This is a genomic window from Maribacter algicola (assembly GCF_003933245.1).
Taxonomy (GTDB): Bacteria; Bacteroidota; Bacteroidia; order Flavobacteriales; family Flavobacteriaceae; genus Maribacter; species Maribacter algicola.
The window spans coordinates 667,022-690,139 of the sequence record NZ_QUSX01000002.1; the positions used below are offsets into that span (position 1 = coordinate 667,022).

General features: G+C 39.6%; 23 protein-coding genes. 13 read left to right on the forward strand and 10 right to left on the reverse strand.

All coding sequences use genetic code 11. The annotated features are described in order from the left end of the window. The first annotated feature begins 146 nt into the window (after positions 1 to 146). On the forward strand, positions 147 to 809 hold the full coding sequence (locus DZC72_RS12150) for a hypothetical protein (RefSeq protein ID WP_125223191.1): 663 nt from the start codon (positions 147 to 149) through the stop codon (positions 807 to 809). On the opposite strand, the gene glyA is transcribed toward DZC72_RS12150, so the two are convergent. Continuing rightward, positions 806 to 2,095: a serine hydroxymethyltransferase gene (gene glyA, locus DZC72_RS12155; RefSeq protein WP_125223192.1), complete on the reverse strand. Its 1,290-nt coding sequence runs from the start codon at positions 2,093 to 2,095 to the stop codon at positions 806 to 808. The genes DZC72_RS12150 and glyA overlap by 4 nt on opposite strands. 257 nt (positions 2,096 to 2,352) lie before the next feature. On the opposite strand from glyA, the gene DZC72_RS12160 reads away from it, so the two are divergent. Beyond that, positions 2,353 to 3,537 carry a hypothetical protein gene (locus DZC72_RS12160; protein ID WP_125223193.1) on the forward strand — a complete coding sequence of 395 codons (1,185 nt, stop codon included), beginning with the start codon at positions 2,353 to 2,355 and terminating at the stop codon, positions 3,535 to 3,537. A 31-nt stretch (positions 3,538 to 3,568) separates the two neighbouring features. On the opposite strand, the gene ytxJ is transcribed toward DZC72_RS12160, so the two are convergent. After that, positions 3,569 to 3,970, reverse strand: a complete 402-nt coding sequence (gene ytxJ, locus DZC72_RS12165) for a bacillithiol system redox-active protein YtxJ (protein ID WP_125223194.1) — start codon at positions 3,968 to 3,970, stop codon at positions 3,569 to 3,571. 158 nt (positions 3,971 to 4,128) lie between these two features. Here ytxJ and clpB point away from each other — a divergent pair, with 158 nt between their 5' ends. Both clpB and DZC72_RS12175 read left to right on the forward strand, forming a co-directional pair. Further along, positions 4,129 to 6,729: an ATP-dependent chaperone ClpB gene (clpB, locus tag DZC72_RS12170; RefSeq protein ID WP_125223195.1), complete on the forward strand. Its 2,601-nt coding sequence runs from the start codon at positions 4,129 to 4,131 to the stop codon at positions 6,727 to 6,729. Between the two features lie 108 nt (positions 6,730 to 6,837). Further along, entirely contained in the window at positions 6,838 to 7,428 is a 591-nt protein-coding gene (locus DZC72_RS12175; protein ID WP_125223196.1) for a TetR/AcrR family transcriptional regulator, read from the forward strand. A 57-nt stretch (positions 7,429 to 7,485) separates the two neighbouring features. Here the strand turns inward: DZC72_RS12175 and DZC72_RS12180 are convergent, their stop codons facing one another. Continuing rightward, a complete protein-coding gene (locus tag DZC72_RS12180; RefSeq protein ID WP_125223197.1) occupies positions 7,486 to 9,087 on the reverse strand; it encodes a PorP/SprF family type IX secretion system membrane protein in 1,602 nt (533 codons plus the stop codon). Positions 9,088 to 9,172: 85 nt separating this feature from the next. On the opposite strand from DZC72_RS12180, the gene DZC72_RS12185 reads away from it, so the two are divergent. Beyond that, positions 9,173 to 9,715 carry a histidine phosphatase family protein gene (locus tag DZC72_RS12185; RefSeq protein ID WP_125223198.1) on the forward strand — a complete coding sequence of 181 codons (543 nt, stop codon included), beginning with the start codon at positions 9,173 to 9,175 and terminating at the stop codon, positions 9,713 to 9,715. On the opposite strand, the gene DZC72_RS12190 is transcribed toward DZC72_RS12185, so the two are convergent. After that, on the reverse strand, positions 9,693 to 10,442 hold the full coding sequence (locus tag DZC72_RS12190; protein ID WP_125223199.1) for a DUF6503 family protein: 750 nt from the start codon (positions 10,440 to 10,442) through the stop codon (positions 9,693 to 9,695). The genes DZC72_RS12185 and DZC72_RS12190 overlap by 23 nt on opposite strands. A 98-nt stretch (positions 10,443 to 10,540) precedes the next feature. On the opposite strand from DZC72_RS12190, the gene smpB reads away from it, so the two are divergent. Continuing rightward, positions 10,541 to 11,002: an SsrA-binding protein SmpB gene (gene smpB / locus DZC72_RS12195; protein ID WP_099543144.1), complete on the forward strand. Its 462-nt coding sequence runs from the start codon at positions 10,541 to 10,543 to the stop codon at positions 11,000 to 11,002. A 4-nt stretch (positions 11,003 to 11,006) separates the two neighbouring features. Here smpB and DZC72_RS12200 read toward each other — a convergent pair whose 3' ends face one another. Next, positions 11,007 to 11,648, reverse strand: coding sequence for a protein-L-isoaspartate(D-aspartate) O-methyltransferase (locus DZC72_RS12200; RefSeq protein WP_125223200.1), 642 nt, complete (start codon positions 11,646 to 11,648; stop codon positions 11,007 to 11,009). Positions 11,649 to 11,788: 140 nt separating this feature from the next. Between DZC72_RS12200 and DZC72_RS12205 the strand changes: the two genes are divergently transcribed. Genes DZC72_RS12205 through DZC72_RS12235 form a run of 7 tightly spaced genes read left to right on the forward strand, consistent with a single transcriptional unit; the run spans position 11,789 to position 18,043 of the window. Then, positions 11,789 to 12,769: a Gfo/Idh/MocA family protein gene (locus DZC72_RS12205; RefSeq protein ID WP_125223201.1), complete on the forward strand. Its 981-nt coding sequence runs from the start codon at positions 11,789 to 11,791 to the stop codon at positions 12,767 to 12,769. Positions 12,770 to 12,814: 45 nt separating this feature from the next. Next, positions 12,815 to 13,702: a 3-hydroxyacyl-CoA dehydrogenase family protein gene (locus DZC72_RS12210; protein ID WP_125223202.1), complete on the forward strand. Its 888-nt coding sequence runs from the start codon at positions 12,815 to 12,817 to the stop codon at positions 13,700 to 13,702. 5 nt (positions 13,703 to 13,707) lie between these two features. Next, the gene (locus DZC72_RS12215; protein ID WP_125223203.1) at positions 13,708 to 14,367 is read left to right on the forward strand and encodes a YggS family pyridoxal phosphate-dependent enzyme; all 660 of its coding nucleotides are present in this window, start codon (positions 13,708 to 13,710) and stop codon (positions 14,365 to 14,367) included. A gap of 44 nt (positions 14,368 to 14,411) precedes the next feature. Then, the gene (locus DZC72_RS12220) at positions 14,412 to 15,773 is read left to right on the forward strand and encodes an exonuclease domain-containing protein (RefSeq protein ID WP_125223204.1); all 1,362 of its coding nucleotides are present in this window, start codon (positions 14,412 to 14,414) and stop codon (positions 15,771 to 15,773) included. A gap of 6 nt (positions 15,774 to 15,779) precedes the next feature. Then, on the forward strand, positions 15,780 to 16,640 hold the full coding sequence (locus tag DZC72_RS12225) for an ion transporter (protein WP_125223205.1): 861 nt from the start codon (positions 15,780 to 15,782) through the stop codon (positions 16,638 to 16,640). Beyond that, positions 16,633 to 17,556, forward strand: coding sequence for a tRNA (adenosine(37)-N6)-dimethylallyltransferase MiaA (miaA, locus tag DZC72_RS12230; protein ID WP_125223206.1), 924 nt, complete (start codon positions 16,633 to 16,635; stop codon positions 17,554 to 17,556). The genes DZC72_RS12225 and miaA overlap by 8 nt, the downstream gene beginning before the upstream one ends. Next, on the forward strand, positions 17,549 to 18,043 hold the full coding sequence (locus DZC72_RS12235) for a gluconokinase (RefSeq protein WP_125223207.1): 495 nt from the start codon (positions 17,549 to 17,551) through the stop codon (positions 18,041 to 18,043). The genes miaA and DZC72_RS12235 overlap by 8 nt, the downstream gene beginning before the upstream one ends. 45 nt (positions 18,044 to 18,088) lie before the next feature. Here DZC72_RS12235 and DZC72_RS12240 read toward each other — a convergent pair whose 3' ends face one another. From DZC72_RS12240 to DZC72_RS12260, 5 genes are all read right to left on the reverse strand, one after another. Next, entirely contained in the window at positions 18,089 to 18,802 is a 714-nt protein-coding gene (locus tag DZC72_RS12240; protein ID WP_125223208.1) for a response regulator transcription factor, read from the reverse strand. Between the two features lie 5 nt (positions 18,803 to 18,807). Continuing rightward, positions 18,808 to 20,388, reverse strand: coding sequence for a sensor histidine kinase (locus tag DZC72_RS12245; RefSeq protein ID WP_125223209.1), 1,581 nt, complete (start codon positions 20,386 to 20,388; stop codon positions 18,808 to 18,810). A 73-nt stretch (positions 20,389 to 20,461) separates the two neighbouring features. Then, positions 20,462 to 21,055, reverse strand: coding sequence for a dephospho-CoA kinase (coaE, locus tag DZC72_RS12250; protein ID WP_125223210.1), 594 nt, complete (start codon positions 21,053 to 21,055; stop codon positions 20,462 to 20,464). Between the two features lie 85 nt (positions 21,056 to 21,140). Further along, entirely contained in the window at positions 21,141 to 22,100 is a 960-nt protein-coding gene (locus DZC72_RS12255; RefSeq protein WP_125223211.1) for a CdaR family protein, read from the reverse strand. Further along, complete coding sequence (locus DZC72_RS12260; RefSeq protein ID WP_125223212.1) at positions 22,097 to 23,113, reverse strand: glycosyltransferase; 1,017 nt, start codon at positions 23,111 to 23,113, stop codon at positions 22,097 to 22,099. Before DZC72_RS12260 ends, DZC72_RS12255 begins: the two co-directional genes overlap by 4 nt. Positions 23,114 to 23,118: the final 5 nt, after the last annotated feature.

Here is a 23,118-nt window from a genome sequence, read left to right on the forward strand (position 1 = left end):
AAAATATTATTATTACAACTATTTAAAAATCAGTATTTTGTAAATTCTGTTTTTAAAATATAATAATATCCTCCAAAATTCTAAGGTTTTCCTAGGTCTTGTGAATTCCCATTAAGGCTATCTTTATAATAAAAGAATTGTAAGGAATGCTTTTCAAATTTCACAATTACCAACCCATCGAACTAATAAACACAAAGTCAGAAGAGAAGATTTTTGGCTTAGATGATTTTAAGAAATCCCTTGAGTTGGGTTACTTTTCCAAAGTTACTATCAAAAATGCCAAGTATGGTAACCAAAAAATGGATTTGGTTTTGGAGCTCGACTGTCCATTAAACCTTATAGATGTTCTAGGACATTTTAATAAGGGACTTTGGGGTTCCACGGACATCAATGTTTCCACGCTTACAAAAAGTTTTGGTCTATTGACAACTCAAAATAGGACATTGGAAATTGATATTAATGAAATCACCCTGTATTTAAACGATACCAACATAATTATCAAAAACATTTACAGGAATAGTATCCCAGAACAATTCAATACTATCATGACTGAAATTGCAAGGCAATATGTTTCAATTACCAAGGGATTGACAGAACAGCCCGAAGAAATCTTCGTCCCTGTTTTTGAAGACAATCTTAGCAGTGCGCATACTTTTCATGAAAATCAAAAATCCCCAAATGCCTCCGCTTATAAGGAATATTGGGGAATTTATATGGAATCCGAAGTAGACGGATTGATTTTTGATGTTCAGAAGAATAAATTTATCCCTGCAAATCTCGATTACAATTTGTTTGACGAGAACAACTAGGCCTTAACGGTCATTTCATTAAATATGGCCCTGTCTCCCATCATGGCGTTGACACTCTTCTTTACATCGGCAATTAGTTGAGAATCTTCAGGATTCGTCAATACTTTATCGATAAATTCCACCACGGTCTTCATATCCTCTTCCAATAATCCCCTTGTCGTAATCGCGGCGGTACCAAATCGAATGCCAGAAGTAACAAAAGGTGATTTGTCATCAAATGGAACCATGTTTTTGTTCGCCGTAATATCGGCCAGAACTAGCGCTTTTTCCGCATCTTTCCCTGTTATACCCTTGTTTCGTAGATCGATCAACATCATGTGGTTGTCCGTTCCTCCAGAAATGATATTATAGTCCTTGGCAACAAAAGCCTTGGCCATGGCATCAGCATTCTTCTTGACCTGTTGCATGTAAATCCCAAATTCTTCCGTAAGTGCTTCCCCAAAAGCAACCGCCTTCGCCGCAATAATATGCTCCAAGGGGCCTCCCTGATTTCCAGGGAAAACGGCCAAATCCAACAAGGCGGACATTTTTCTTAAGCTACCGTTTTTAAGTTTGATTCCGAAGGGATTGTCAAAATCCTTTCCCATCAAAATCAAACCTCCCCTTGGCCCTCTTAGGGTTTTATGGGTAGTGGTGGTCACAATATGGCAATGAGGAATAGGATCATTTAGCAATCCTTTGGCAATCAAACCGGCAGGATGCGAAATGTCGGCCAACAACAAGGCGTTTACACTATCCGCAATTTCCCGAAACCTTTTGAAATCCATATCGCGAGAATATGCAGAAGCCCCCGCTATTATAAGTTTTGGTCGCTCCTTAGTTGCTATTTCCTGAATTTTATCATAGTCCAGCGTTCCCGTTTTTTCATCTACCCCATAAAAAACAGGATTGTACAATTTACCTGAAAAATTTACTGGTGATCCATGGGTAAGATGGCCACCATGGGCCAGGTCAAATCCCAAAATGGTGTCACCAGCCTCTAAGCAAGCATGGTATACGGATGCATTCGCCTGGGAACCTGAATGTGGTTGTACATTGGCATACTCCGCTCCAAAAAGTGCTTTGGCACGATCAATGGCCAATTGTTCTACTTCGTCGACCACTTCGCATCCTCCATAATAACGCTTCCCTGGATAACCCTCGGCATATTTGTTCGTTAAAACAGAACCAGCAGCTTCCATTACCTGCGGACTTACAAAATTCTCGGAAGCTATCAATTCTATTCCGTTCGTCTGACGCCTTCTCTCCGCTTCTATGAGCTTAAATATTCGAGTATCCCTTTCCATGTATGTAATTAATTTAATTCTTTTGCAAAAGTACAATTTGCCCTAATTCCTAGTACTATAAAATGACGGGTATCCAGATAATTTTATTAAACAAGCGTTAATAACTGTCAAGATTTTGTCTTTTTTTAAACACAAATATGGGACAAAAGTGTATTTCACCCTATTTACACTATTCTTCATCCTTTTCCGTTATGTAAGGGAATATTTCTGGCATAGCTATTGGAATAGCTCAAATGGAAACCCTTAAAGTTCTAGTTATGAAAAAAATTCTACTTCTTGGCATCCTTGTGTTCATATACTCCTGTAGTGGCGTTAAAAGAACGCAAGAGGCATTGAATTCAGGGAATTATAATGCAGCCATAAACAAAGCAATCTTAAACATTGCGGAAAACAAAACCAAAAAAAGCAATCAGGCCTTTATCGTTCTTTTGGAGGAAGCCTACCAAAAAAATACGGAGAGAGAACTTCAAAATATTAAGTTTCTAAAAAAGGACGGTAATTCCGCAAATTATGAAACTATTTATGAATCGTATGTAACCTTGAAGGAAATCCAGCAAAGAATCCGACCCTTATTACCATTATACATAATGGATGAGGGAAGGGATGCACGGTTCAATTTCAATAATTATGATTCTGATATTATTGCCGCAAAGGAAAATCTATCGGAATTCCTTTATAATAATGCCTTGGGTCTTTTGCAAAATGCTCGTTATAAAAATGAATATAGGAGTGCCTATGATGATTTGAAGTATCTAGAGGAAATCAACCCAAACTATCGGGATACCAAAAACAAAATGGACGAGGCCTATCAAAAAGGATTGGATTATGTAGTGGTTGAGATGGTCAACAATACGGATAAAGTAATACCAAAACGACTGGAAGACGAGTTGTTGAACCTCAATACCTATGGATTGAACAATCTTTGGACCGAATACCATACCAACAGGTTGGCGAACATCGACTATGATTATTTAATGGAGGTTTCCTTTCAAAATATCAACATTTCCCCGGAACAGGTAAATGAAAAACAGATAATCAAGGAAAAACAGATCAAGGATGGCTATCAGTACGTAGAAGATCAGAATGGTAACATTGTTAAGGACAGCCTGGGCAACAATATTAAAGTGGACAAGTTTAAAACCGTGCGATGCGATTTTTATCAATTCACACAGTTCAAGAGCGCTCAGGTAGTTGGAGTGGTTAATTTTACGGATCTAAGAAAGCAACAGCAAATTAATCAATATCCCTTGGCCAGTGAATTCGTTTTTGAGCACATATTCGCCAATTACAATGGGGACAAACGTGCGTTGGACAATGATTTATTGCCTTTCTTGCAAGCTGCAAGGGTTCCCTTTCCAACGAATGAGCAAATGGTCTACGACGCGGGAGAGGATTTAAAGAACAATTTAAAAACCATTCTTACCAGACAAAACTTTAACTAAAAGATAAACTCCGCAAATATGCGGAGTTTTTTTATACATACCGCTCCAGTTTTATTTCCGATATGCCCCCATGGGAATCATGGGCTACCACTACCCCATTCTTAATAATCAATAGCTGGGGCGACTGATGCATCACTTGAAATGCTTCGGCCACTTTATTGGATACCTCGCGGTGCGCATGCAAATCCAAAAAGTAAAAATCCATTTGGGAAAATTCAAGACCATAGGAAGAATTAAACATATTTAAAACCATTCTACTCACGCCACATGTGGTGGAATGCTTGAATATGGCCTGTGGCCTTGTTTTTGAATTTTCTGCCAATACATCTAGCTGATCTTTATTCTCAAGAGAAATCCACGGTATATCCTTACCACCTTCAGAATTTCCATTTCCATTCTCATTTTTACCAAAAAAATTACCAAATAATCCCATACTCCGCTAACTTTAAATAACGCTATACATATTTTTCTAACACTGACTTAATGTCTTGAAAATATTGAACTTACCAGACATTTTGTCTTGTTCATTCAATTGGTAGGATTGTTGCCTATTTCCTTACAAAAGTAATATTCAAAATAAAAGTAATCCTTATGAACTTTAATAATTTCACTATAAAATCACAGGAGGCCCTACAGCAGGCCCAGGTAATTGCCCAATCATTGGGACATCAGCAAATTGAGAACGAACACTTATTTAAAGCCATTGCAGAGGTCGAGGAAAACGTTGTTCCATTTATATTCAAAAAATTGGGACTCAATGCCAACCTTATTAAGCAGATTTTGGAAAAGGAACTCAATTCCTTTCCCAAGGTCCAAGGTGGAGACATCATGCTTTCCAGGGAGGCGGGTAAATCGGTAAACGAGGCCTCTATAATCGCAAAAAATATGGGCGATGAATATGTTTCCATAGAACACCTACTCTTGGCCATTTTTAAATCAAAAAGTAAAATCGCCCAAATCTTAAAAGATCAAGGGGTAACCGAGAAAAATCTTGTTGCCGCTATCAATGATCTGAGAAAAGGCTCCAATGTGACCTCCCAAAGTGCGGAGGAAACATATAATTCGTTGAATAAATATGCCAAAAATCTTAATGAATTGGCAGATAGCGGTAAACTGGACCCGGTTATAGGAAGGGATGAAGAGATTAGAAGGGTACTACAAATTCTATCCAGAAGAACCAAGAACAACCCCATGCTAGTAGGTGAACCAGGAGTTGGTAAAACCGCTATTGCTGAAGGTCTGGCCCACAGAATCGTTCAAGGCGACATCCCTGAAAACCTAAAGGACAAGGTTATTTATTCCTTGGATATGGGTGCCCTGATCGCAGGTGCCAAATACAAAGGGGAATTTGAGGAACGATTAAAGGCCGTTATTAAGGAAGTGACAAGTGCGGATGGTAATATCATATTGTTTATTGACGAAATCCATACATTAGTAGGAGCCGGCGGCGGTCAAGGCGCCATGGATGCCGCCAATATTTTAAAACCCGCTTTGGCGAGGGGCGAACTTAGGGCCATTGGAGCCACGACTTTGGATGAGTATCAAAAATACTTTGAAAAGGACAAGGCCTTGGAACGTCGTTTTCAAAAGGTTGTAGTGGATCAGCCCGACACGGAAAGTGCCATTTCCATACTTAGGGGAATCAAGGAGCGGTACGAGACCCATCATAAGGTGCGTATTAAGGATGAAGCGGTCATCGCTGCCGTGGAATTGTCCCAACGCTATATTACCAATAGGTTTTTACCCGATAAAGCAATCGACCTCATGGACGAGGCTGCTGCCAAATTACGAATGGAGATTAATTCCAAACCCGAGGAGCTTGATGTTCTAGATCGTAAAATCATGCAGTTGGAAATTGAAATTGAGGCGATAAAAAGGGAGAACGACCATTCCAAACTTAAGTCCCTAAATTTGGAATTGGCCAATGTGAAAGAAGAACGTAACGAGATTTTTGCCAAATGGGAAACTGAAAAATCCGTGGTGGACAATATCCAAAAGACCAAAATGGATATCGAAAACTACAAGGCGGAAGCGGAACGAGCCGAGCGAAACGGGGATTATGGTAAAGTGGCGGAAATAAGATATGGTAAAATCAAGGATGCCCAAGAGAACTTGGCAAAACTACAGGAGGAACTGGCTCAGCAACAGGATGCCGGAACACTCATTAAAGAAGAGGTGACCAGCGAAGATATTGCGGAAGTAGTAGCAAAATGGACCGGAATACCTGTTACCAAAATGCTACAAAGCGAAAGGGAAAAATTACTGAATCTAGAAAATGTATTGCACAAGAGGGTCGTTGGTCAGGATGAAGCTATCCAAGCGGTTTCAGATGCCATTAGAAGAAGTAGGGCAGGTTTGCAAGATATGAAAAAACCTATAGGTTCCTTTCTGTTCCTGGGTACCACGGGTGTTGGTAAAACTGAGTTGGCAAAAACCCTGGCTTCCTACTTGTTCGACGATGAAAATGCAATGACCCGTATAGATATGAGCGAGTATCAGGAAAGGCATTCCGTAAGTAGATTGGTTGGTGCCCCTCCAGGATATGTAGGTTATGACGAAGGAGGTCAACTGACCGAAGCCGTGAGAAGACGCCCCTACTCCGTTGTTTTGCTGGATGAAATTGAAAAGGCGCATCCAGATACATTCAATATTCTGCTACAGGTTTTGGATGAGGGAAGGTTGACGGATAATAAGGGACGTGTTGCCGATTTCAAGAACACCATTATCATTATGACCAGTAATATGGGTAGTCAGATCATACAGGAGAAGTTTGAAAATTCAACTGATATACACAGTGCATCGGAGGCGGCAAGGGTTGAAGTTTTGGGATTATTACATAAAATGATTCGGCCTGAATTCTTGAACAGAATCGATGACATCATTATGTTCACCCCACTTACCAAAGATGATATCAGGGAAATTGTAAAACTACAATTGGCCGGATTAAAGAAAATGCTGGATAAGCAAAACATTACCTTAGATGCTACCGATGAGGCAATAGACTTTTTGGCGAGACGAGGCTATGAACCACAGTTTGGGGCAAGGCCTGTAAAACGTACCATACAAAAGGAGGTATTGAACAACATGTCTAAGGAACTATTAAGTGGTAAAATCAAATCAGATAGCGTCATTCTCTTGGATGCTTTTGATGACGAATTGGTATTCAGAAACCAAAATGATTTGGTGGTATAAACGAACTGTTGCTTTGAGAAACGCCCTAAAAAATTTTTAGGGCGTTTTTTTATCGACAAGATATACCATACAGTATAGTTTTTTTATCTTCGTATAAAATAGACTCAAATGTCCACCAAAGCTGAAAAAACCACTGCCTACATCATTGAAACGGTAGCTCCTGTATTCAACAAACACGGTTATATAGGTACCAGTATGAGCGACCTTACGGACGCTACGGGGTTAACAAAGGGGGCGATTTATGGTAATTTTGAAAATAAGGAAGCCTTAGCACTATCAGCTTTTGAACACAATAGCAAGCTATTGTTGCAGGCTTTGGACGATGCCCTAAACGTTTCTGGGTCTACCATGGACAAACTAAAAAGTCTCATGGATTTCTATAAGAAATATGATGTATTTACACTTCCATTAGGGGGATGTCCGGTACTTAATGTAGGAATAGATTCGCAACATAATAACAAGTTGCTGGCGGCGGCGGCAAAGGAGACCATAAAAGAAATTGAAGGAAAAATCGCCTTGGTCTTGGAAAATGGCGTCAATAAAGGTGAAATAAAAATTCCTGTGTCTCCGCTACAGTTTGCCAAACAGTTGTTTACAATGATTCAGGGTGCCGTTGCCATGTCTACCATTACGATAGACCGGAAGTATTTATTGAATACAATGACCTATCTGGAAGTATTGGTGAAGCGGGAACTATAGTATTCCATTGATAGCATACTTCCTTCCTGATTATAATACTTGCATCCCTTTTTTATATTATTCTCCTACTACCCTAAAAATCCACGTTTTATCCAGATACTTTCCTCCAAAATTGGAATCTCGTGCTGCCCTTGCCTCGGAAATGGAATCATATCTGGCCAAAAAGACATAGTTATATTTGTTCGTCTCTCTATAGAATGATCCAGGATTAAGTCCCTTCTTCTGTAAATCTGCCATAAAGGCATCAAAGTAGCGTTTTGTGCCGAAAACGTTGGCAATCAAATAATAACCGGGTTCCAAAGAACCTTGTTTGGACACTTCCTCATATCGCTCCCCTTTTTCAGGTGTAACCACTTCTTTTCTGGCTGCTTCGACCTCGGCCAATTTTACCTGGGCCAAGGAATCTTGTTTCTTTTCTCGTTCCAATGCCAAGGCTTCCTCTATGGCCCTATTAGCGGCATTGGTAGAATCGATTTTCCTTTGTCGTTCCCTAGCCTGTATCTCTGCCAAGGCTTCCCCTTGCCTCGCCTGCGCTAAAGAATCCCGTTTTCTTTGGGCTTCGTTTTTAGTGGCTTCCATGGCTAATTGCTCTAATCTGGATGCTTCTCGTATGGAATCCTTTTGTCTTTGACGTTCGACTTTGGCCAAACGCTCCTGTTCCTTTTCCGCTTCACGCTGCGCCAATTTTTCGGCCCGGCTCAATTCTTGTTCCATAGGCTCTTCAACAATAAGCTCCTCCTGCGGATATCGATCTTCAGAAGACAACGGCCCCAATTTATAAGAGGTTACCAATTCAAATGTTGGATCTGTACCGTTAAGGTCATTTGACACACCAAATTCGACTAATGCACCTAGAGAAAATCGTTTAAAAAAACGTCCTCCAGCACCTCCTGAAATTCCGTAGAAACTATTGTATCCTAGTTGGGTCCAAAACTTATTTGTACTTAACAATGTTGAAATTCCTAATTGAGAATCAAAACCTGGTATGGATTTATAGTACAACGAGGGCCTTAATACGGAGTTCTCATCTGAAGTAAGGATACCAATTGGAAAATCATAACTGGCCAAGGCCAGGAAAATACGTCCATCTGAACTGGTGTTTCTTTCGTTGGTACTGATATTGTAATCCATTAGGTTCTCAGAAGAAAGTCCCAAACTAAATTTATCCAATCTAAAATTGATACCCGGTGCCATCTGTACGATGAAATCATCGGTTATTTCCGTTTGTATTGGATTGGGTATGAAAAAACGCTGATCTGCCAGTTTTTGCTGAAACCCTAAAATATTGACCCCCACACCAAGACTTGCGCGATCGCTCAATTGTATATTATAGGCATAGTTTAGAACAATCCCCGTGTTAATAAAGATTTCCGTATTCTGCTGAAAAAATCCCAGTCCAACGCTGGAAAGGTCGTTCAGTCTATGGGAATAATTAAAGAAAAGACTCGTAGGATCCGCGTCAAAGGTCTGCCATTGCCACCTGGACCAAAAGGCAACCGAGGAAGGGTTGTTCCTGTCCAGTGAAAATGCAGGATTGAGCAGACTGGAATTGTATTCCGTCAAGTTGTGTTGCCTGTAGTCGCTGGGAAGTTCAACATCCTGAGCCTTTACACTAACAACTACAAGTACAATAAGAAGTGCCCCACAAAATTTATTCATATGCAAAAAAACAAAAAATAGCGGTGTAACGTACTATTTTAAAGTAAATTTAGTTCTGTATTAAAGTAAAATGTATCGCTAAAGCATGAAACTACTAAAGATTTTCCCATTTTGTTTTATTCTATTCCTTCTTTCCTGTAAAGAGGAGAAACCGACCGAGATTTCAGGTGCCACCCCAGATATTTCAACTTTTTATTTTATACGGCATGCGGAAAAGGACAGGACAGATCCAGATGATCCAGACCCGGAACTCAACCAAAAAGGGCTTGGCAGGGCCATGCACTGGGCCGAAATTTTAAACGAGGTTGATTTGGATGCCATTTATTCCACAAATTTCAACAGAACCTCCATGACGGCTGCACCAATATCGGTTAAAAAAAATATCGATGTGCAATATTATGACCCTAGAATCTTGGACCTAGAACAATTTAAAAAGGACAACCTTAATAAAAATGTCCTTGTTGTTGGGCATAGCAATACTACCCCAGAATTTGTCAACCTCTTGTTAGGTGAAGATACATATACTCAAATATCCGATGATGAAAACGGAACATTGTTCATTGTGAAAATCGTTAATGGGGTGGCAACAAGCACTAGATTGGTGTTTAATTGTAATTGTCCCGATTAACCTGTACGTTTTTAAGTTCTATATTGGAAAGAAGTTCCAGTCCGTCGTTTACATATAGACTGTCGATTTTATAAATCGAACTATTTTCAATTTTTGGTTTGTAATTTTTATAATCCACGAAACGTATATCGCCCACATACCTTTCATTATATGCTTCCCGAAAGCGTTGTCCTCCCCCGTTTACATGAAATTCATACGCCAAATAATCAGGTTTAAACGTCTCAGTGTTGAACCAATACACGTAGACGTCGTCAAAATCATCTCCTCCGCCTTCCTCCCTAAAGGTAACCTTTACCTTGTAGTAAGTTTTATCTTTGATATCTACTATTTCCATGAATTCCTTTTGGACCGCACTGTCATTTAAACCAAAGGGCAAGTAGGCAAAATAATGAACGGAATTTACGGAATTAGCATATTTATTCGCCGTGGTATCGGCCAATGCTATAAGACTATCGTTTACGAATCGATTAAATCCTGATGGACCTTTTCTATCTAGGATAACTGCGGTATCGTTTCTAATGATTCGTTCCAGAACCTTGATGGAACCTTTTGATTTTGAGGTATAATGGATATCCCTAAAATCGAAATCCACATTTGAATCCTTATAATTCTTGCCACCACTCACTTCAATGCTTCTGTTCACTATTTCTTGGACATTTGGTGCTTTTTCCTTTGACTCACAAGCGATTAGGATAATGAAAACAAGTATTATATAAATTCTTTGCATGGAATACTTTCTTTGTTTAATCGTTAGTACATGGGAATCATTACAAAATAAATGCTTTAAATCATTATATCCCTTAAATGTGTTTATTTTTGTCACCAATGCAGAAGAACATCAACATTAAGAATAAAAGGGCTCGTTTTGAGTACGAGCTGTTGGAAACCTTTACGGCAGGACTCGTGCTTGCCGGCACGGAAATTAAATCCATTAGATATGGAAAGGCTTCTATTTCAGAAAGCTTTTGCGAGTTTAACGATCGTGATGAGCTTTTTGTAATCAACATGCAAATTGACGAATATTCGCATGCTTCCCACTTTAACCATAAACCAAAAGCGGAACGTAAACTGTTATTGAACAAAAGGGAATTAAGAAAATTACACAAAGAGGTAAAGACAACGGGACTCACCATCGTTCCCCTAACACTGTTCATCAACGACCGCGGATTGGCCAAAATGCAAATAGCACTTGCCAAGGGTAAAAAACTTTATGATAAGAGAGAAACCATAAAGGATAGGGATAATAAACGGAATCTAGACCGAATCAAAAAAAGCTTTAACGCCTAAGGTTTTAGTTCTTATCCTCCAATAAGGGCACAAACCTAAAGGACCCATATTCCGTTTTCTTGAATTCCTTCTCAGAAGTCCTTTCAAAAAGCGTCATTATTTGCTCTTCAAAACCAACAGGTATTACCAACCTTCCTCCTACTTTCAATTGGGACATTAAGGCCTTAGGAACTTCAGGTGCTCCCGCGGTTACGATAATCCGGTCAAAGGGCGCTTCTTCGGGCAGACCTTTATAACCATCGCCAAAAATGAACTTCTTTGGTCTGTATCCCATTTTTTTAAAGAATAGACTCGTTTTTTTAAAAAGTTCCAACTGTCTTTCAATGGTAAAGACCTTCACCTTGCACTTTAACAAAACCGCCGTCTGGTAACCACTGCCGGTGCCTATTTCCAAAACACTAAGATTTGGTTCCAGTTGCAACAGCTCCGTTTGAAACGCAACGGTATAGGGCTGGGAAATGGTTTGGTCCGCAGCAATGGGAAATGCCTTATCCTGATACGCGTGACCTTCAAAACTACTGTCCATAAAAAAATGTCTTGGCACCTCCCTAATGGCATCCAGGACGATTTTATTGGAAATGCCCTTTTCTATCAGCAACTCTGCCAATTGATTGCGCATGCCTCTGTGTTTATATGTGTCCTTCAATTCTAGATTGGTTTGGTTCCCAAATTTATAAAACAATGTTATAGAAAAGAAACCTACAAAAAAAGTAAATATGAAAATTGGAATTTGCATTCCTGCCTAAACTTATAAACTATGTGTATTTTTGATAAAAAAGGAATAGCATGCTCAAAGTTGGGGTCTTAGGGGCCGGTCATTTAGGAAAAATTCATTTACGCTTGCTCAATCAGTCCGAAAAATATGAACTGATAGGTTTTTATGATGCCGATATCATAAACGGTAAAAAGGTGGCCGCTGAATTTGGATATACTTATTTTGACAATATCAATGATTTAATTGACGCCGTTGACGTTGTCGATATCGTAACGCCTACCCTATCCCATTATGAATGTGCCAAAAAGGCCATGGAAAAGGCCAGGCATGTCTTTATTGAAAAACCCATTACCAATACCTTGGAAGAAGCGGAAAACCTATTGATGTTAGAGCACAAATATAAGGTAAAGGGACAGGTTGGCCACGTAGAACGTTTTAATCCGGCTTTTACTGCAGTTAGGGAATCCATCAACCAGCCAATGTTCATCGAAACGCACCGATTGGCCGAATTCAATCCGCGCGGTACCGATGTACCCGTAGTTTTGGATTTGATGATACATGACATTGATGCCATTTTGAGCGTTGTAAAATCAAAAGTAGTCGGTATAAAGGCAAGCGGGGTATCCGTTTTAAGCCAATCACCGGATATTGCCAATGCGCGATTGGAATTTGAGAATGGCTGTGTGGCCAATCTTACCGCCAGTAGGATAAGTCTTAAAAACATGCGCAAATCACGATTCTTCCAAAAGGACGCCTACATTTCTGTCGATTTTTTGGAGAAAAAAGTGGAAGTCGTAAGGATGAAGGACGCCCCTGCAATAGCCGGTGATTTTGATATGATCCTTCAAAATGCGGAAGGTGTAAAAAAACAGATTTATTTTGAAAACCCTTCCATTACGGAAAACAATGCCATTTTGGACGAGTTGGAATCCTTCGCGGAGTCCATCCTTGAAGATAGCATACCTATGGTTACGCTAGAACAAGGAACCGAGGCATTGAAAGTGGCTCTACAGATTATAGCCGCTTTTGAAAACAAATCGGTTTTAAATTAAACAAGTGCCATAAATATAATTTTTAATTTTTCATTACTCTTACATATGAAGAATATTGCGGTCATAGGAGCGGGAACCATGGGAAACGGTATTGCCCATGTATTTGCCCAAAACGGTTACTGGGTAAACCTTATAGACCTAAATGAAGATGCTCTAAAAAACGGGATTTCCAATATTTCCAAGAACCTGGACAGGATGATTTCCAAAGGTGCCATTCAGGAGGAGGACAAGAAGGCCACCCTGAATAACATAACGACATTCACCGATTTAAAAAATGGGGTTGGCGAGGTCGACCTAGTGGTGGAAGCTGCATCCGAAAACCTGAATATAAAGATGAATATCTTTAAGGATTTGGATGCGTTCTGTAAACCTTCAGTGATCTTGGCCACCAATACCTCCTCAATTTCTATTACACAGATCGCTTCAGTGACTTCTAGACCTTCAAAGGTTATCGGGATGCATTTTATGAACCCCGTTCCCATTATGAAACTCGTGGAGATTATTCGTGGATATAATACGTCTGACGAGACTACGAAAAAAATCATGGAACTCGCAAGAAAATTGGGTAAGACGGCAACGGAGGTCAACGACTACCCAGGATTTGTAGCCAATAGAATCTTGATGCCCATGATCAACGAAGCAATCGAGACCTTGCATCACAGTGTAGCCGGTGTCCAGGAAATAGATACGGTCATGAAATTGGGAATGGCCCACCCCATGGGCCCCCTTCAGCTGGCAGATTTTATAGGTTTAGACGTTTGCCTATCCATTCTACAAGTTTTGTACGATGGTTTCAAAAATCCCAAATACGCCCCCTCCCCGCTTCTTGTCAACATGGTTACGGCGGGAAAATTGGGTGTAAAGTCCGGGGAGGGATTTTATGATTATGCTGAAAGCAAAAAAGCCGAAACCGTTTCTAACCAGTTTAAATGAACCCTATGTCCATCGCGGAAAATCTCAAAGCAATTAAAAAAGAAATTCCTGAAAACATAACCTTGGTGGCCGTTTCCAAAACCAAGCCCGTGTCCGATATTATGGAAGCTTACAACATTGGGCAAAGGGTATTTGGGGAAAATAAGGTGCAGGAAATGACCGAAAAATGGGAAGAAATGCCCAAGGATATCCAATGGCATATGATTGGACACCTGCAACGCAACAAGGTAAAGTACATGGCCGCATTTGTAGCCCTGATCCACGGTGTGGACAGTCTTAAATTGTTAAAGGAAATTGATAAGCAGGGAAAGAAAAACAATCGGGCAATTCCGTGCCTTTTGCAAGTGCATATAGCGGAGGAAGATACTAAATTTGGTTTCGATGCCCATGAACTAAAGGAACTAATCGACAATCCAGAGTTTAAGAAACTTGATAATGTATCCATAGAAGGACTAATGGGAATGGCCACTTTTACAGATAATCAGGATCAAATAAGACGGGAATTTAAGAACTTGAATGGGCTATTCCAAGACCTTAAGAATAGCCTGCCACACCTTTCCGTTCTTTCCATGGGTATGAGCGGTGACTATACAATTGCCATTGAGGAAGGCAGTACCATGGTGCGTATAGGAAGTAGTATCTTTGGAAAGCGGAATTATAACTAAAAACGGAATTTTGCCGCATTTTAAAATTAGATCGATAAAAATTTATGTACGCTATACTTGATATAGAAACTACGGGTGGAAAATTTAATGAAGAGGGCATCACGGAAATTGCGATACATAAGTTCGATGGCCACCAAGTAGTTGATTCGTTTATCAGTCTTATAAATCCGGAAAAGGAAATACAACCTTTTGTCGTAAATCTTACGGGCATAAACAACAAAATGCTCCGCACGGCACCAAAATTTCATGAGGTAGCCAAAAGAATCGTCGAAATTACGCAAGACACCGTTCTTGTTGCCCATAACGCGCAGTTCGACTATAGGATTCTGCGGACGGAATTCAGAAGATTGGGCTATGATTTTGAAAGAAAGAGCCTTTGTACGGTAGATTTGTCCAAAGCGCTTTTGCCCGATGCGGAATCTTACAGTTTAGGAAAATTGGTACGGTCATTGGGGATACCAGTGAGTGACCGCCATAGGGCCAATGGCGATGCTTTGGCTACCGTAAAACTGTTCAAACTATTATTGGCAAAGGATACTGAAAAAACCATAATTCAGGATGTCATAAGGAAGGAGGGACATGGTGAACTTTCAGAGAAACAACTGGACATCGTGCAAAGTATGCCTAACGAAACCGGGGTCTTTTATATGCATAACAAGGATGGGGACGTCATTTATCTAAGTAAAAGCACGGATATCAAAAAAAAGGTGAACCAATTGTTTACCAAATCCGGGGACCGCGCCAGAAAGCTGACCAAAGAGACAAGGAAGGTCACCTATGAGAAAACGGGAAGTGAGCTGGTGGCACTTTTAAAGGAGCATCAGGAACTTTTAAAAAACAGGCCCAAATACAGTCCCGTCCCTAGAAAAAGAATGTTCTCCCATTCATTATGTCTTTCAAAAAATGAATTTGGATACTTGGAACTAAAACCGACTATCCTAAGCAAGTGTTCCGATCCTTGGGGATATTTCAACGGGGAATTCAGTGCGAAAAACCATTTGTATAAAATTACCCGTGAATTCCTATTATGTGATAAGGTCAACGGCATTAGCGAGGCAAGGGGGAATTGTTCCAACTATAAAGAGGGCAATTGCAATGGGGCATGCATACAAAAGGAAACAACAGGGAATTATAATGAACGGGTCATGGAGGCCTTGCAAAAATATAGCCTAAAGAACAAGGATGTCCTATTGGTTGATAAAGGCCGCGAATTGGGCGAAAATTCAGTAATACTTATCAGGAAAGGATCTCTGGTAGGGGTAGGTTATTATGATCTAAACCATCAAATAAATAATATTCATATATTAGAAACCTTGATTACCCCTATGAACGCCACCCATAATGCCAACTTTATTATAGAATCCTATCTTAGAAAGAAAAAAATAAATAAAACCATTGCGTTGTAAATAGCATTGAGCAAGGAGCAAAAAAATACAAGTTGGAAACATAAGCTACATGAGATAATTTATGAAGCAGATACCCCAATGGGTAAGTGGTTCGATATTATTCTGATTATCCTTATACTTTTCAGTGTACTTCTCATTATGTTGGAAAGTGTGAAAAGTATTGATACGGAATATCATTTGACACTTTTGACCCTTGAGTGGATCATAACCATTTTCTTTACCATAGAATATATTGCAAGAATTATATGTATTCAAAAACCTAGTAAGTATATCTTTAGTTTTTATGGGATTATAGATTTTTTATCCACCATTCCCTTGTATCTCTCCTATATTTTGGCAGGCTCCCAAGTATTGCTTGCGGTGCGAGCGTTCAGGTTGTTACGGGTTTTTAGGATTTTGAAACTGGTTCAGTTTTTAGGGGAAGCCTCACAATTGAAAAGTGCCTTGAAGGCAAGTAGTGCCAAGATAACTGTATTTTTATTTGCAGTGCTGATACTGTCCGTAATGTTGGGTACCTTGATGTATCTTGTAGAGGGAGATGAGGCAGGTTTCACCAGTATACCCATGAGTATTTACTGGACCATTGTAACCCTGACTACCGTGGGTTATGGTGACATTGCCCCAATAACGCCTCAGGGTCAATTCATTGCAACCATAATAATGCTATTGGGTTATGGTGTTATTGCTGTACCCACTGGAATGGTCACCGTGGAATTTGGGAAACGATTCAAGGCCTTAAAAACAGGCGAAGAGCATGTAGAGAAATTCGTCCATGTGAATACCCAGGCCTGTCCGGTTTGTGCCAAGGAAGGTCACAGGGACGATGCCAGTCATTGCTATAACTGTGGAAGTTTGCTAAATGTGTAGTAAAGTCCTTATTTCCATAATCGGACCCACAGCCATAGGAAAAACAAAACTGGCCATACTTTTGGCAAATCATTTCAAGACGGAAATTATTTCTGCAGACTCAAGACAGTTTTTCAAAGAAATGGCGATTGGTACGGCAGTACCATCCACATGGGAACTTTCACGTGCAGTGCATCATTTCATACAACACAAAAGTATCCACGAACCCTATTCTGTGGGCGATTTTGAAAAAGATGCCCTCAACACATTGGAAGGGTTGTTTCAAAACCATAACATAGTCGTTATGGTTGGTGGTAGTGGCCTCTATGTTGACGCCGTTACAACAGGACTGGATTCCTTTCCAAAAGTGGACAGTGGTATCCGTGAAACACTCAACAAAGAATTGATGGATAACGATATTGAAATCCTTCAGTCGAAACTCAAGGTACTAGATCCCTCTTATTATGAAAAAGTAGATCTTCAAAATCCACATCGCTTAATCAGGGCCTTGGAAATCTGTATTGGTACCGGTAAATCGTATTCCAGCTTTTTAAACAAACCAAAAGGGCAAAGAAATTTTAAGGTATTATCCATAGGTTTGAAAGCCGATAGGAAAGTAATTTATGATAGAATAAACGAACGCGTCGATATTATGATGAAGGACGGATTACTGTCCGAAGTACGATCGCTCCTTGATAAGCGGGATTTGAATGCCTTGCAAACCGTTGGTTATAAAGAGCTTTTTGAGTATTTCAATGGAAATTGGACCTTGGATTTTGCCGTTTCCGAGATTAAAAAAAATACCCGAAGGTTCGCAAAAAGACAAACTACTTGGTTTAAGAAAAACCCTAATACCCTTTGGATAGCATACAACTATCTTGAAAATGAAATGATAGCCCAAATTGAAGAAGCAGTAGGAGAATTACAAAATGAATGAAGCAAAGATTATATACGTGATGGGCGTTTCCGGTTGTGGAAAATCTACTATCGGGAAATTATTAGCGGAAAAATTGGGATATTCCTTTTACGATGGCGACCATTACCATCCAAAAGCCAACATAGACAAAATGAGCAAGGGCATACCTTTGGATGACAACGATCGTACAGGTTGGCTGGAAACTTTGAATGATCTAGGAAAGAAGCACCAGAAAAAGGGTGCTGTCATTGTATGTTCTGCCTTAAAATCCAAGTATAGGGAAATCTTGAGGGCAGGTATTGAGGAAACGACCATTTTTCTGTTCTTGAAAGGTACTTTGGAAGTCATTGGCCATCGGCTTAGTTTAAGAAAAGGGCATTTTATGCCAAAGGAATTGCTCGAATCCCAATTTATGACATTGGAAGAACCTGAAAATGCCCTCGTGGTATCCATTGAACATAGTCCCGAAGAAATCGTTGATCGGGTTATAGCCCTATTAGAAAACTAAAAAAGCACCTATAAAGGTGCCTTTTTTAGTTACTGTGCAATAGCATTACTCGTCCTCAGATTTTATAACCAAACGGAAGCCTTCGCCATGGATGTTCAAAATCTCTACACTATCGTCCCGTTTTAGGTATTTTCTAAGTTTGGCAATATACACATCCATGCTTCGGGAAGTGAAATAGTTGTCATCCCTCCAAATTTTTGTGAGGGCCAACTCCCTGGGCATCAAATCGTTTTCATGAAGGGCCAAGAGACGTAGAAGCTCATTTTCCTTGGGGGATAATTTAATGGATTCTTCATCCTTATATTTTAAAAACCTTAGTTTTGAATTTAGGTGAAAACCTCCAATTTCAAATTCAAACTTCTTGCTTTCGGCCAAACTACTGGAAGCCTTTCTTTGAAGTATCGCCTTAAGTTTCATCAATAGCACCTCAGAATCAAAAGGTTTGTTTAGATAATCATCTGCACCTGCCTTATATCCTTTTAGTACATCCTCCTTCATGGTCTTCGCGGTCAAGAAAACGATAGGAACATTTTCATTTTTCTCCCGTATTTCTTTCGCCAAAGTAAATCCGTCCTTATAGGGCATCATAACATCCAGAATACAAATATCAAAATTGTCCTTTTTAAATTTCTCGAACCCTTCCATACCATTCTTGGCCAAGGTTACATCGAAATCGTTCATGGATAGATAGTCCTTAAGGACAATTCCAAAATTTGGGTCATCTTCTACTAAAAGTATCTTTTTATTTACTGTTTCCATAATTTTTAAATTAAAGGGAGTTTAATGTAGAAAGTGCTTCCTTTATCTTTTTCACTTTCCGCGTATACTTCCCCTTGATGATCATCTACTATTTTTTTTACGTAGGCCAATCCTAGCCCGTGGCCTTTAACATTATGAATATCTCCTGTATGTTCTCTATAGAACTTCTCAAAAACTCTCTTTAATACAGCTTTGCTCATTCCCGGACCTTGGTCCTGTACCTTTATCACAATGTTGTTTTTAACTACTTCCGTGTAGACATCTATCTTGGGGGCATCGATCGAGTATTTTATTGCGTTGTCCAAAATATTGACTATCACATTGGTAAAATGCATTTCATTGGCCAAGACTTCAGATCGGTGTGCATCTAAATGTGTTTCAATATAACCGCCCCTATCCTGCACAATGAGCTCCACGTGGGTAATCGCATCATTTATTATATCGTGGGCATCTACCCTATCCTTACTGATATCCAATTGGTTTTTCTCCAATTTGGATATGCGCAATACATTTTCTACTTGGGCATGCATACGTTTGTTCTCGTCCCGAATCATCTGTAAATAGCGCGAAACCTTTTCCTGGTCCCCAATTATTTTAGGGTTTCTTATGGCTTCCACCGCTAGGTTGATTGTTGCAATGGGGGTCTTGAACTCGTGCGTCATATTATTGATAAAGTCCGACTTAATCTCCGATATCTGTTTTTGCCTGATAAGTTGGTATATCGCCCCGGAATATGCAATGACAATTATCAGGGTAAACAAAAGTGATAATAAGGCCAAACCTAATATAGACTGTAACAAAAAGCGCTTTTTCTTTGGGAAGGAAACCAATAGATCAAAATTGGATATCCCATCAAGATCGGTAAACAGTGGGGATTTATAGATATTCGCTTCGGAATATTTGAATTTTCGGGATTTCAACTTTGTCGGTAGACCATTGCTGTACACCCCATATTCAAAAGCTATATCAACGCCCCTATCCTGCAATTCACGTTGCACCAACAATTCTATCTCCTGTTTTGAAACCCTTTTGTGTATAGGCACTCTTTTGGCATAGGTCGTGAACAAATCTTCCATGGCGATTTTATCAACATCCCTAAGTCCCCCAATCTTTTCTATTCTTTGAATAGGCGTCAACCTAAGGGCCTTACCGTCAATATCATAATCCTCCCTAAAGATCGATGTGGTTCGCTTGCTTGTATAGTTTTTGATGAAAGTGGTATCGCCCACTTCACCGTTATCAAAGAACGTTGACGAAATTCCGTAATCTTCTTCTAGGATACCATGTTCATATAACAATATCTCATTGGAATTGACATCCCTGTCTATGAAAAAGAAATTTCTAAATTGGGTCTCCTTCAATTCCCCGATGCTATCCTTTGCATACAGATACCTATCGAAGTAATTTTTCTTCTCCCGCTCCTCTATCTGATTGGTAACACTGTTGAGCGCCTCAGAAACAACATTCGAAAATTGTTCCTCTTTGTTCTCAACGGATTTTTTTATCCAAATGCTTTGAATAAAAATCAACCCTACCAGAGAAAGGCTCATTAGAACTACCAAGAGAACAAATAACCTCTTATTCATTATAATGTTAAAATTAATTATTTACAGGGAAGGCCTGAGTACGTTTAACCAAACCTTAACACAAATGTTAAAATTAGATGTCCTTAGTAAAATCAAGGAGAACGCGATGTACCTCTGCCACCTTTTCATTTGTTTCTTTCAGGTCGATATTTTCAATGACAAAGTCCGCCAAGGGTAACTTCTCCACATCGTCCAATTGATTCTGCATTCTTGCCACGATATCCTCACGGGTACTTTGGTCTCGGTTTAAAATGCGGTCTATCCTATATTCCATGGGAGCGGTCACCAATACGACCTTGTCGTAAAATTCTTGTGCATTATTTTCAAACAACAAGGCCGTTTCCTGAATCACATAAGGATAATCCTGTGCCTTACACCATTTCTTAAAATGTTTTCGAACCGCAGGATGTACAATTTCGTTAAGCTTTTTTAGCATATCCGTATTCTTAAAAACCGATTTAGCAATGTAGGATCGATTCAAATCTCCGTCCAGATAGGCCAATTCCCCAAACAGGTCGATCAGTTCTCTTTGGATCGTTTTGGAGGAATGCATAAGTTTCTTGGCTTCCACATCTGAATTGTATACGGGAACCCCTAATTTTTCGAACATCCTTGCAACGGTTGTCTTTCCACTTCCAATGCCTCCCGTAAGACCAATTATTTTCATTGTTTATGCGTCATTTATGCCCAAGAAACTGGTACGCCCATGCATTATTTTTAATCCTCCGTGCCAAGTGCTTTTCATGGTTGTTTCATTCCCTTTTCAATATGAATTCAACCTCTTTGGTCTTCAGGATGGCGTTGTTGATTTTTTCTGGCTTCTCCTTCAATATCAAGGATAATACATTTTGGTTGCGTTCCCCTACTTGACCATAATCTGCAACTACCATAAAATCATCTGGCGAAATATCCTTAAGAATATCCAATTTAGCCTGACAGACTACTTGAACAACATCTGGGAACATTCTCACCTTTACACTGTCCGGAAGGTTGAAAATGGTTACGGGCACATCAAATACCTGTTCCGAAAAGCGATATACCTTACCCGTAATCGTTACCTGGAAAGGTTCAAAATTGGTTTCGACCAGCTCCCTCGATTTCACCAAGGTAAGCTTTTGTGAGAAATCGGCATCTAGGTTCAACAACTCTACATAGGACGTATGGACACTTTGCACGGTATCTATCTGATTTTTTGGTCCTTTTATAAGGATCATTTTCGGTTCAATGACCAAAGAATCCATTAAGGCGTGGTTTTTTGCTAACGTAATATTAAGCCTAGGTATAACAGGTACTTCTTTCGATTGTAGCGGTGTAAATTCAACAAAAATGGTATCGTTGTCCATTTCCAGCAGCTCCATATCGCTTGATAACTGTGCTTGAACCTGTTTTTTGTAAACCGACGGCGGTATAAAATAACGGCCGTTTCTTTTTCGTACTTCAGCAAGGTTTATCTGTATATTTTTCTTTCTTATGCCAAAACCTATAAATTGAAATCCTACGGCCCTAAGACTTACCTGTAATTGATTTTTTTGGGTTTTTTCCAACAGAAAATCCCGTGGCACGTTCACGTAATTTAAATGGAAATAAGTTGTCCCCACAAACGTTTGTGCAAGATTGTTTACGAACCATGCCAGAAAGGAGAAAAACAAAAAGACCAGGAATACCTTGACCTTTCTCTTTTTTAAAGCTGTTTTAATCCTATCTAAAATCACGATTTGTCCTTAGTTTGAAAAAACAATTTTGGAAATATTGCCTCCGGTGTGCTTTTACTAAATGTAGTATAAATAGTGGACTTCAAAAAACCAAAACCGTAGCCCAAAAATTGGACCAGCGTAGCAAAAAGTGCCATAATGGAAATTTTGATACTTTTCGTTTTTATTAAGGCATCCAATAACAAGGCTGAAAAATAAAGAACAAAACAGATAAAGGGTGTCTTAAAACCCAAAAAGATGAACCCAATGGAAATCAACAAGGTAACTATGAATATGGTAGGGAACCAATAAGTCAATTTGGCCGTGGACGGATGCCATCTATTCAATATGGGCCTTACCATTCCAAATTTTTTCACTTGCATGTAAAATTTGTTCCAGTCGATCCTTCGTTTATGGTACACAAAGGCTTCGGGTATCAATTTGGTTTCATATCCCTTTTCCCAAATACGAATTGTCAGGTCTGGATCCTCGCCCGGATGGATGTTCCCGTACCCGCCGGTTTTTTCAAAAGCTTCCTTGGATATGCCCATATTAAAACTTCTGGGCTGGAATTTGTTTATGGCGTCTTTTCGTCCTCGTATTCCTCCTGTAGTCAAAAAGGAGGTCATGGCATAGTTGATAGCCTTTTGAACATCGCTAAAGGAAGGGTGGGCCGCATCTGGACCGCCAAAACAATGTACAAATTCCTTGGTTAGGCTCTTTTCTATTTCATCCAAGTACTGGGAAGGCAGAATGCAATCCGAATCCAAGACAATAAAGTAATTGCCTTGGGCATTTTTCATTCCAAAATTGCGGGAATCTCCTGGTCCTGAATTGGGTTTTTGGTAGTAAGAAATATGTAACCTATTGCGGTACAAATCTACCACTTCCTTGGCGGGTATTGTGGAACCGTCTTCTACGATCACCACCTCAAAATCCTTGGAATAGGTCTGTAATAAAAGACTTTCCAAGAGTTCTTCAATTTCATTGGGTCTGTTAAATACTGGAATTATAAACGAGAATGACACATTCATTTCAA

Coding starts and splice junctions, on each gene's coding strand:
- DZC72_RS12240 (WP_125223208.1), bottom strand. CDS start 18,802: ATGGAAACAGTAAATAAAAAGATACTTTTAGTAGAAGATGACCCAAAT.
- DZC72_RS12205 (WP_125223201.1), top strand. CDS start 11,789: ATGCTCAAAGTTGGGGTCTTAGGGGCCGGTCATTTAGGAAAAATTCAT.
- DZC72_RS12235 (WP_125223207.1), top strand. CDS start 17,549: ATGAATGAAGCAAAGATTATATACGTGATGGGCGTTTCCGGTTGTGGA.
- DZC72_RS12260 (WP_125223212.1), bottom strand. CDS start 23,113: ATGAATGTGTCATTCTCGTTTATAATTCCAGTATTTAACAGACCCAAT.
- coaE (WP_125223210.1), bottom strand. CDS start 21,055: ATGAAAATAATTGGTCTTACGGGAGGCATTGGAAGTGGAAAGACAACC.
- DZC72_RS12210 (WP_125223202.1), top strand. CDS start 12,815: ATGAAGAATATTGCGGTCATAGGAGCGGGAACCATGGGAAACGGTATT.
- DZC72_RS12215 (WP_125223203.1), top strand. CDS start 13,708: ATGTCCATCGCGGAAAATCTCAAAGCAATTAAAAAAGAAATTCCTGAA.
- DZC72_RS12190 (WP_125223199.1), bottom strand. CDS start 10,442: ATGCAAAGAATTTATATAATACTTGTTTTCATTATCCTAATCGCTTGT.
- DZC72_RS12185 (WP_125223198.1), top strand. CDS start 9,173: ATGAAACTACTAAAGATTTTCCCATTTTGTTTTATTCTATTCCTTCTT.
- clpB (WP_125223195.1), top strand. CDS start 4,129: ATGAACTTTAATAATTTCACTATAAAATCACAGGAGGCCCTACAGCAG.
- miaA (WP_125223206.1), top strand. CDS start 16,633: ATGTGTAGTAAAGTCCTTATTTCCATAATCGGACCCACAGCCATAGGA.
- DZC72_RS12150 (WP_125223191.1), top strand. CDS start 147: ATGCTTTTCAAATTTCACAATTACCAACCCATCGAACTAATAAACACA.
- smpB (WP_099543144.1), top strand. CDS start 10,541: ATGCAGAAGAACATCAACATTAAGAATAAAAGGGCTCGTTTTGAGTAC.
- DZC72_RS12160 (WP_125223193.1), top strand. CDS start 2,353: ATGAAAAAAATTCTACTTCTTGGCATCCTTGTGTTCATATACTCCTGT.
- DZC72_RS12245 (WP_125223209.1), bottom strand. CDS start 20,388: ATGAATAAGAGGTTATTTGTTCTCTTGGTAGTTCTAATGAGCCTTTCT.
- DZC72_RS12180 (WP_125223197.1), bottom strand. CDS start 9,087: ATGAATAAATTTTGTGGGGCACTTCTTATTGTACTTGTAGTTGTTAGT.
- ytxJ (WP_125223194.1), bottom strand. CDS start 3,970: ATGGGATTATTTGGTAATTTTTTTGGTAAAAATGAGAATGGAAATGGA.
- glyA (WP_125223192.1), bottom strand. CDS start 2,095: ATGGAAAGGGATACTCGAATATTTAAGCTCATAGAAGCGGAGAGAAGG.
- DZC72_RS12175 (WP_125223196.1), top strand. CDS start 6,838: ATGTCCACCAAAGCTGAAAAAACCACTGCCTACATCATTGAAACGGTA.
- DZC72_RS12220 (WP_125223204.1), top strand. CDS start 14,412: ATGTACGCTATACTTGATATAGAAACTACGGGTGGAAAATTTAATGAA.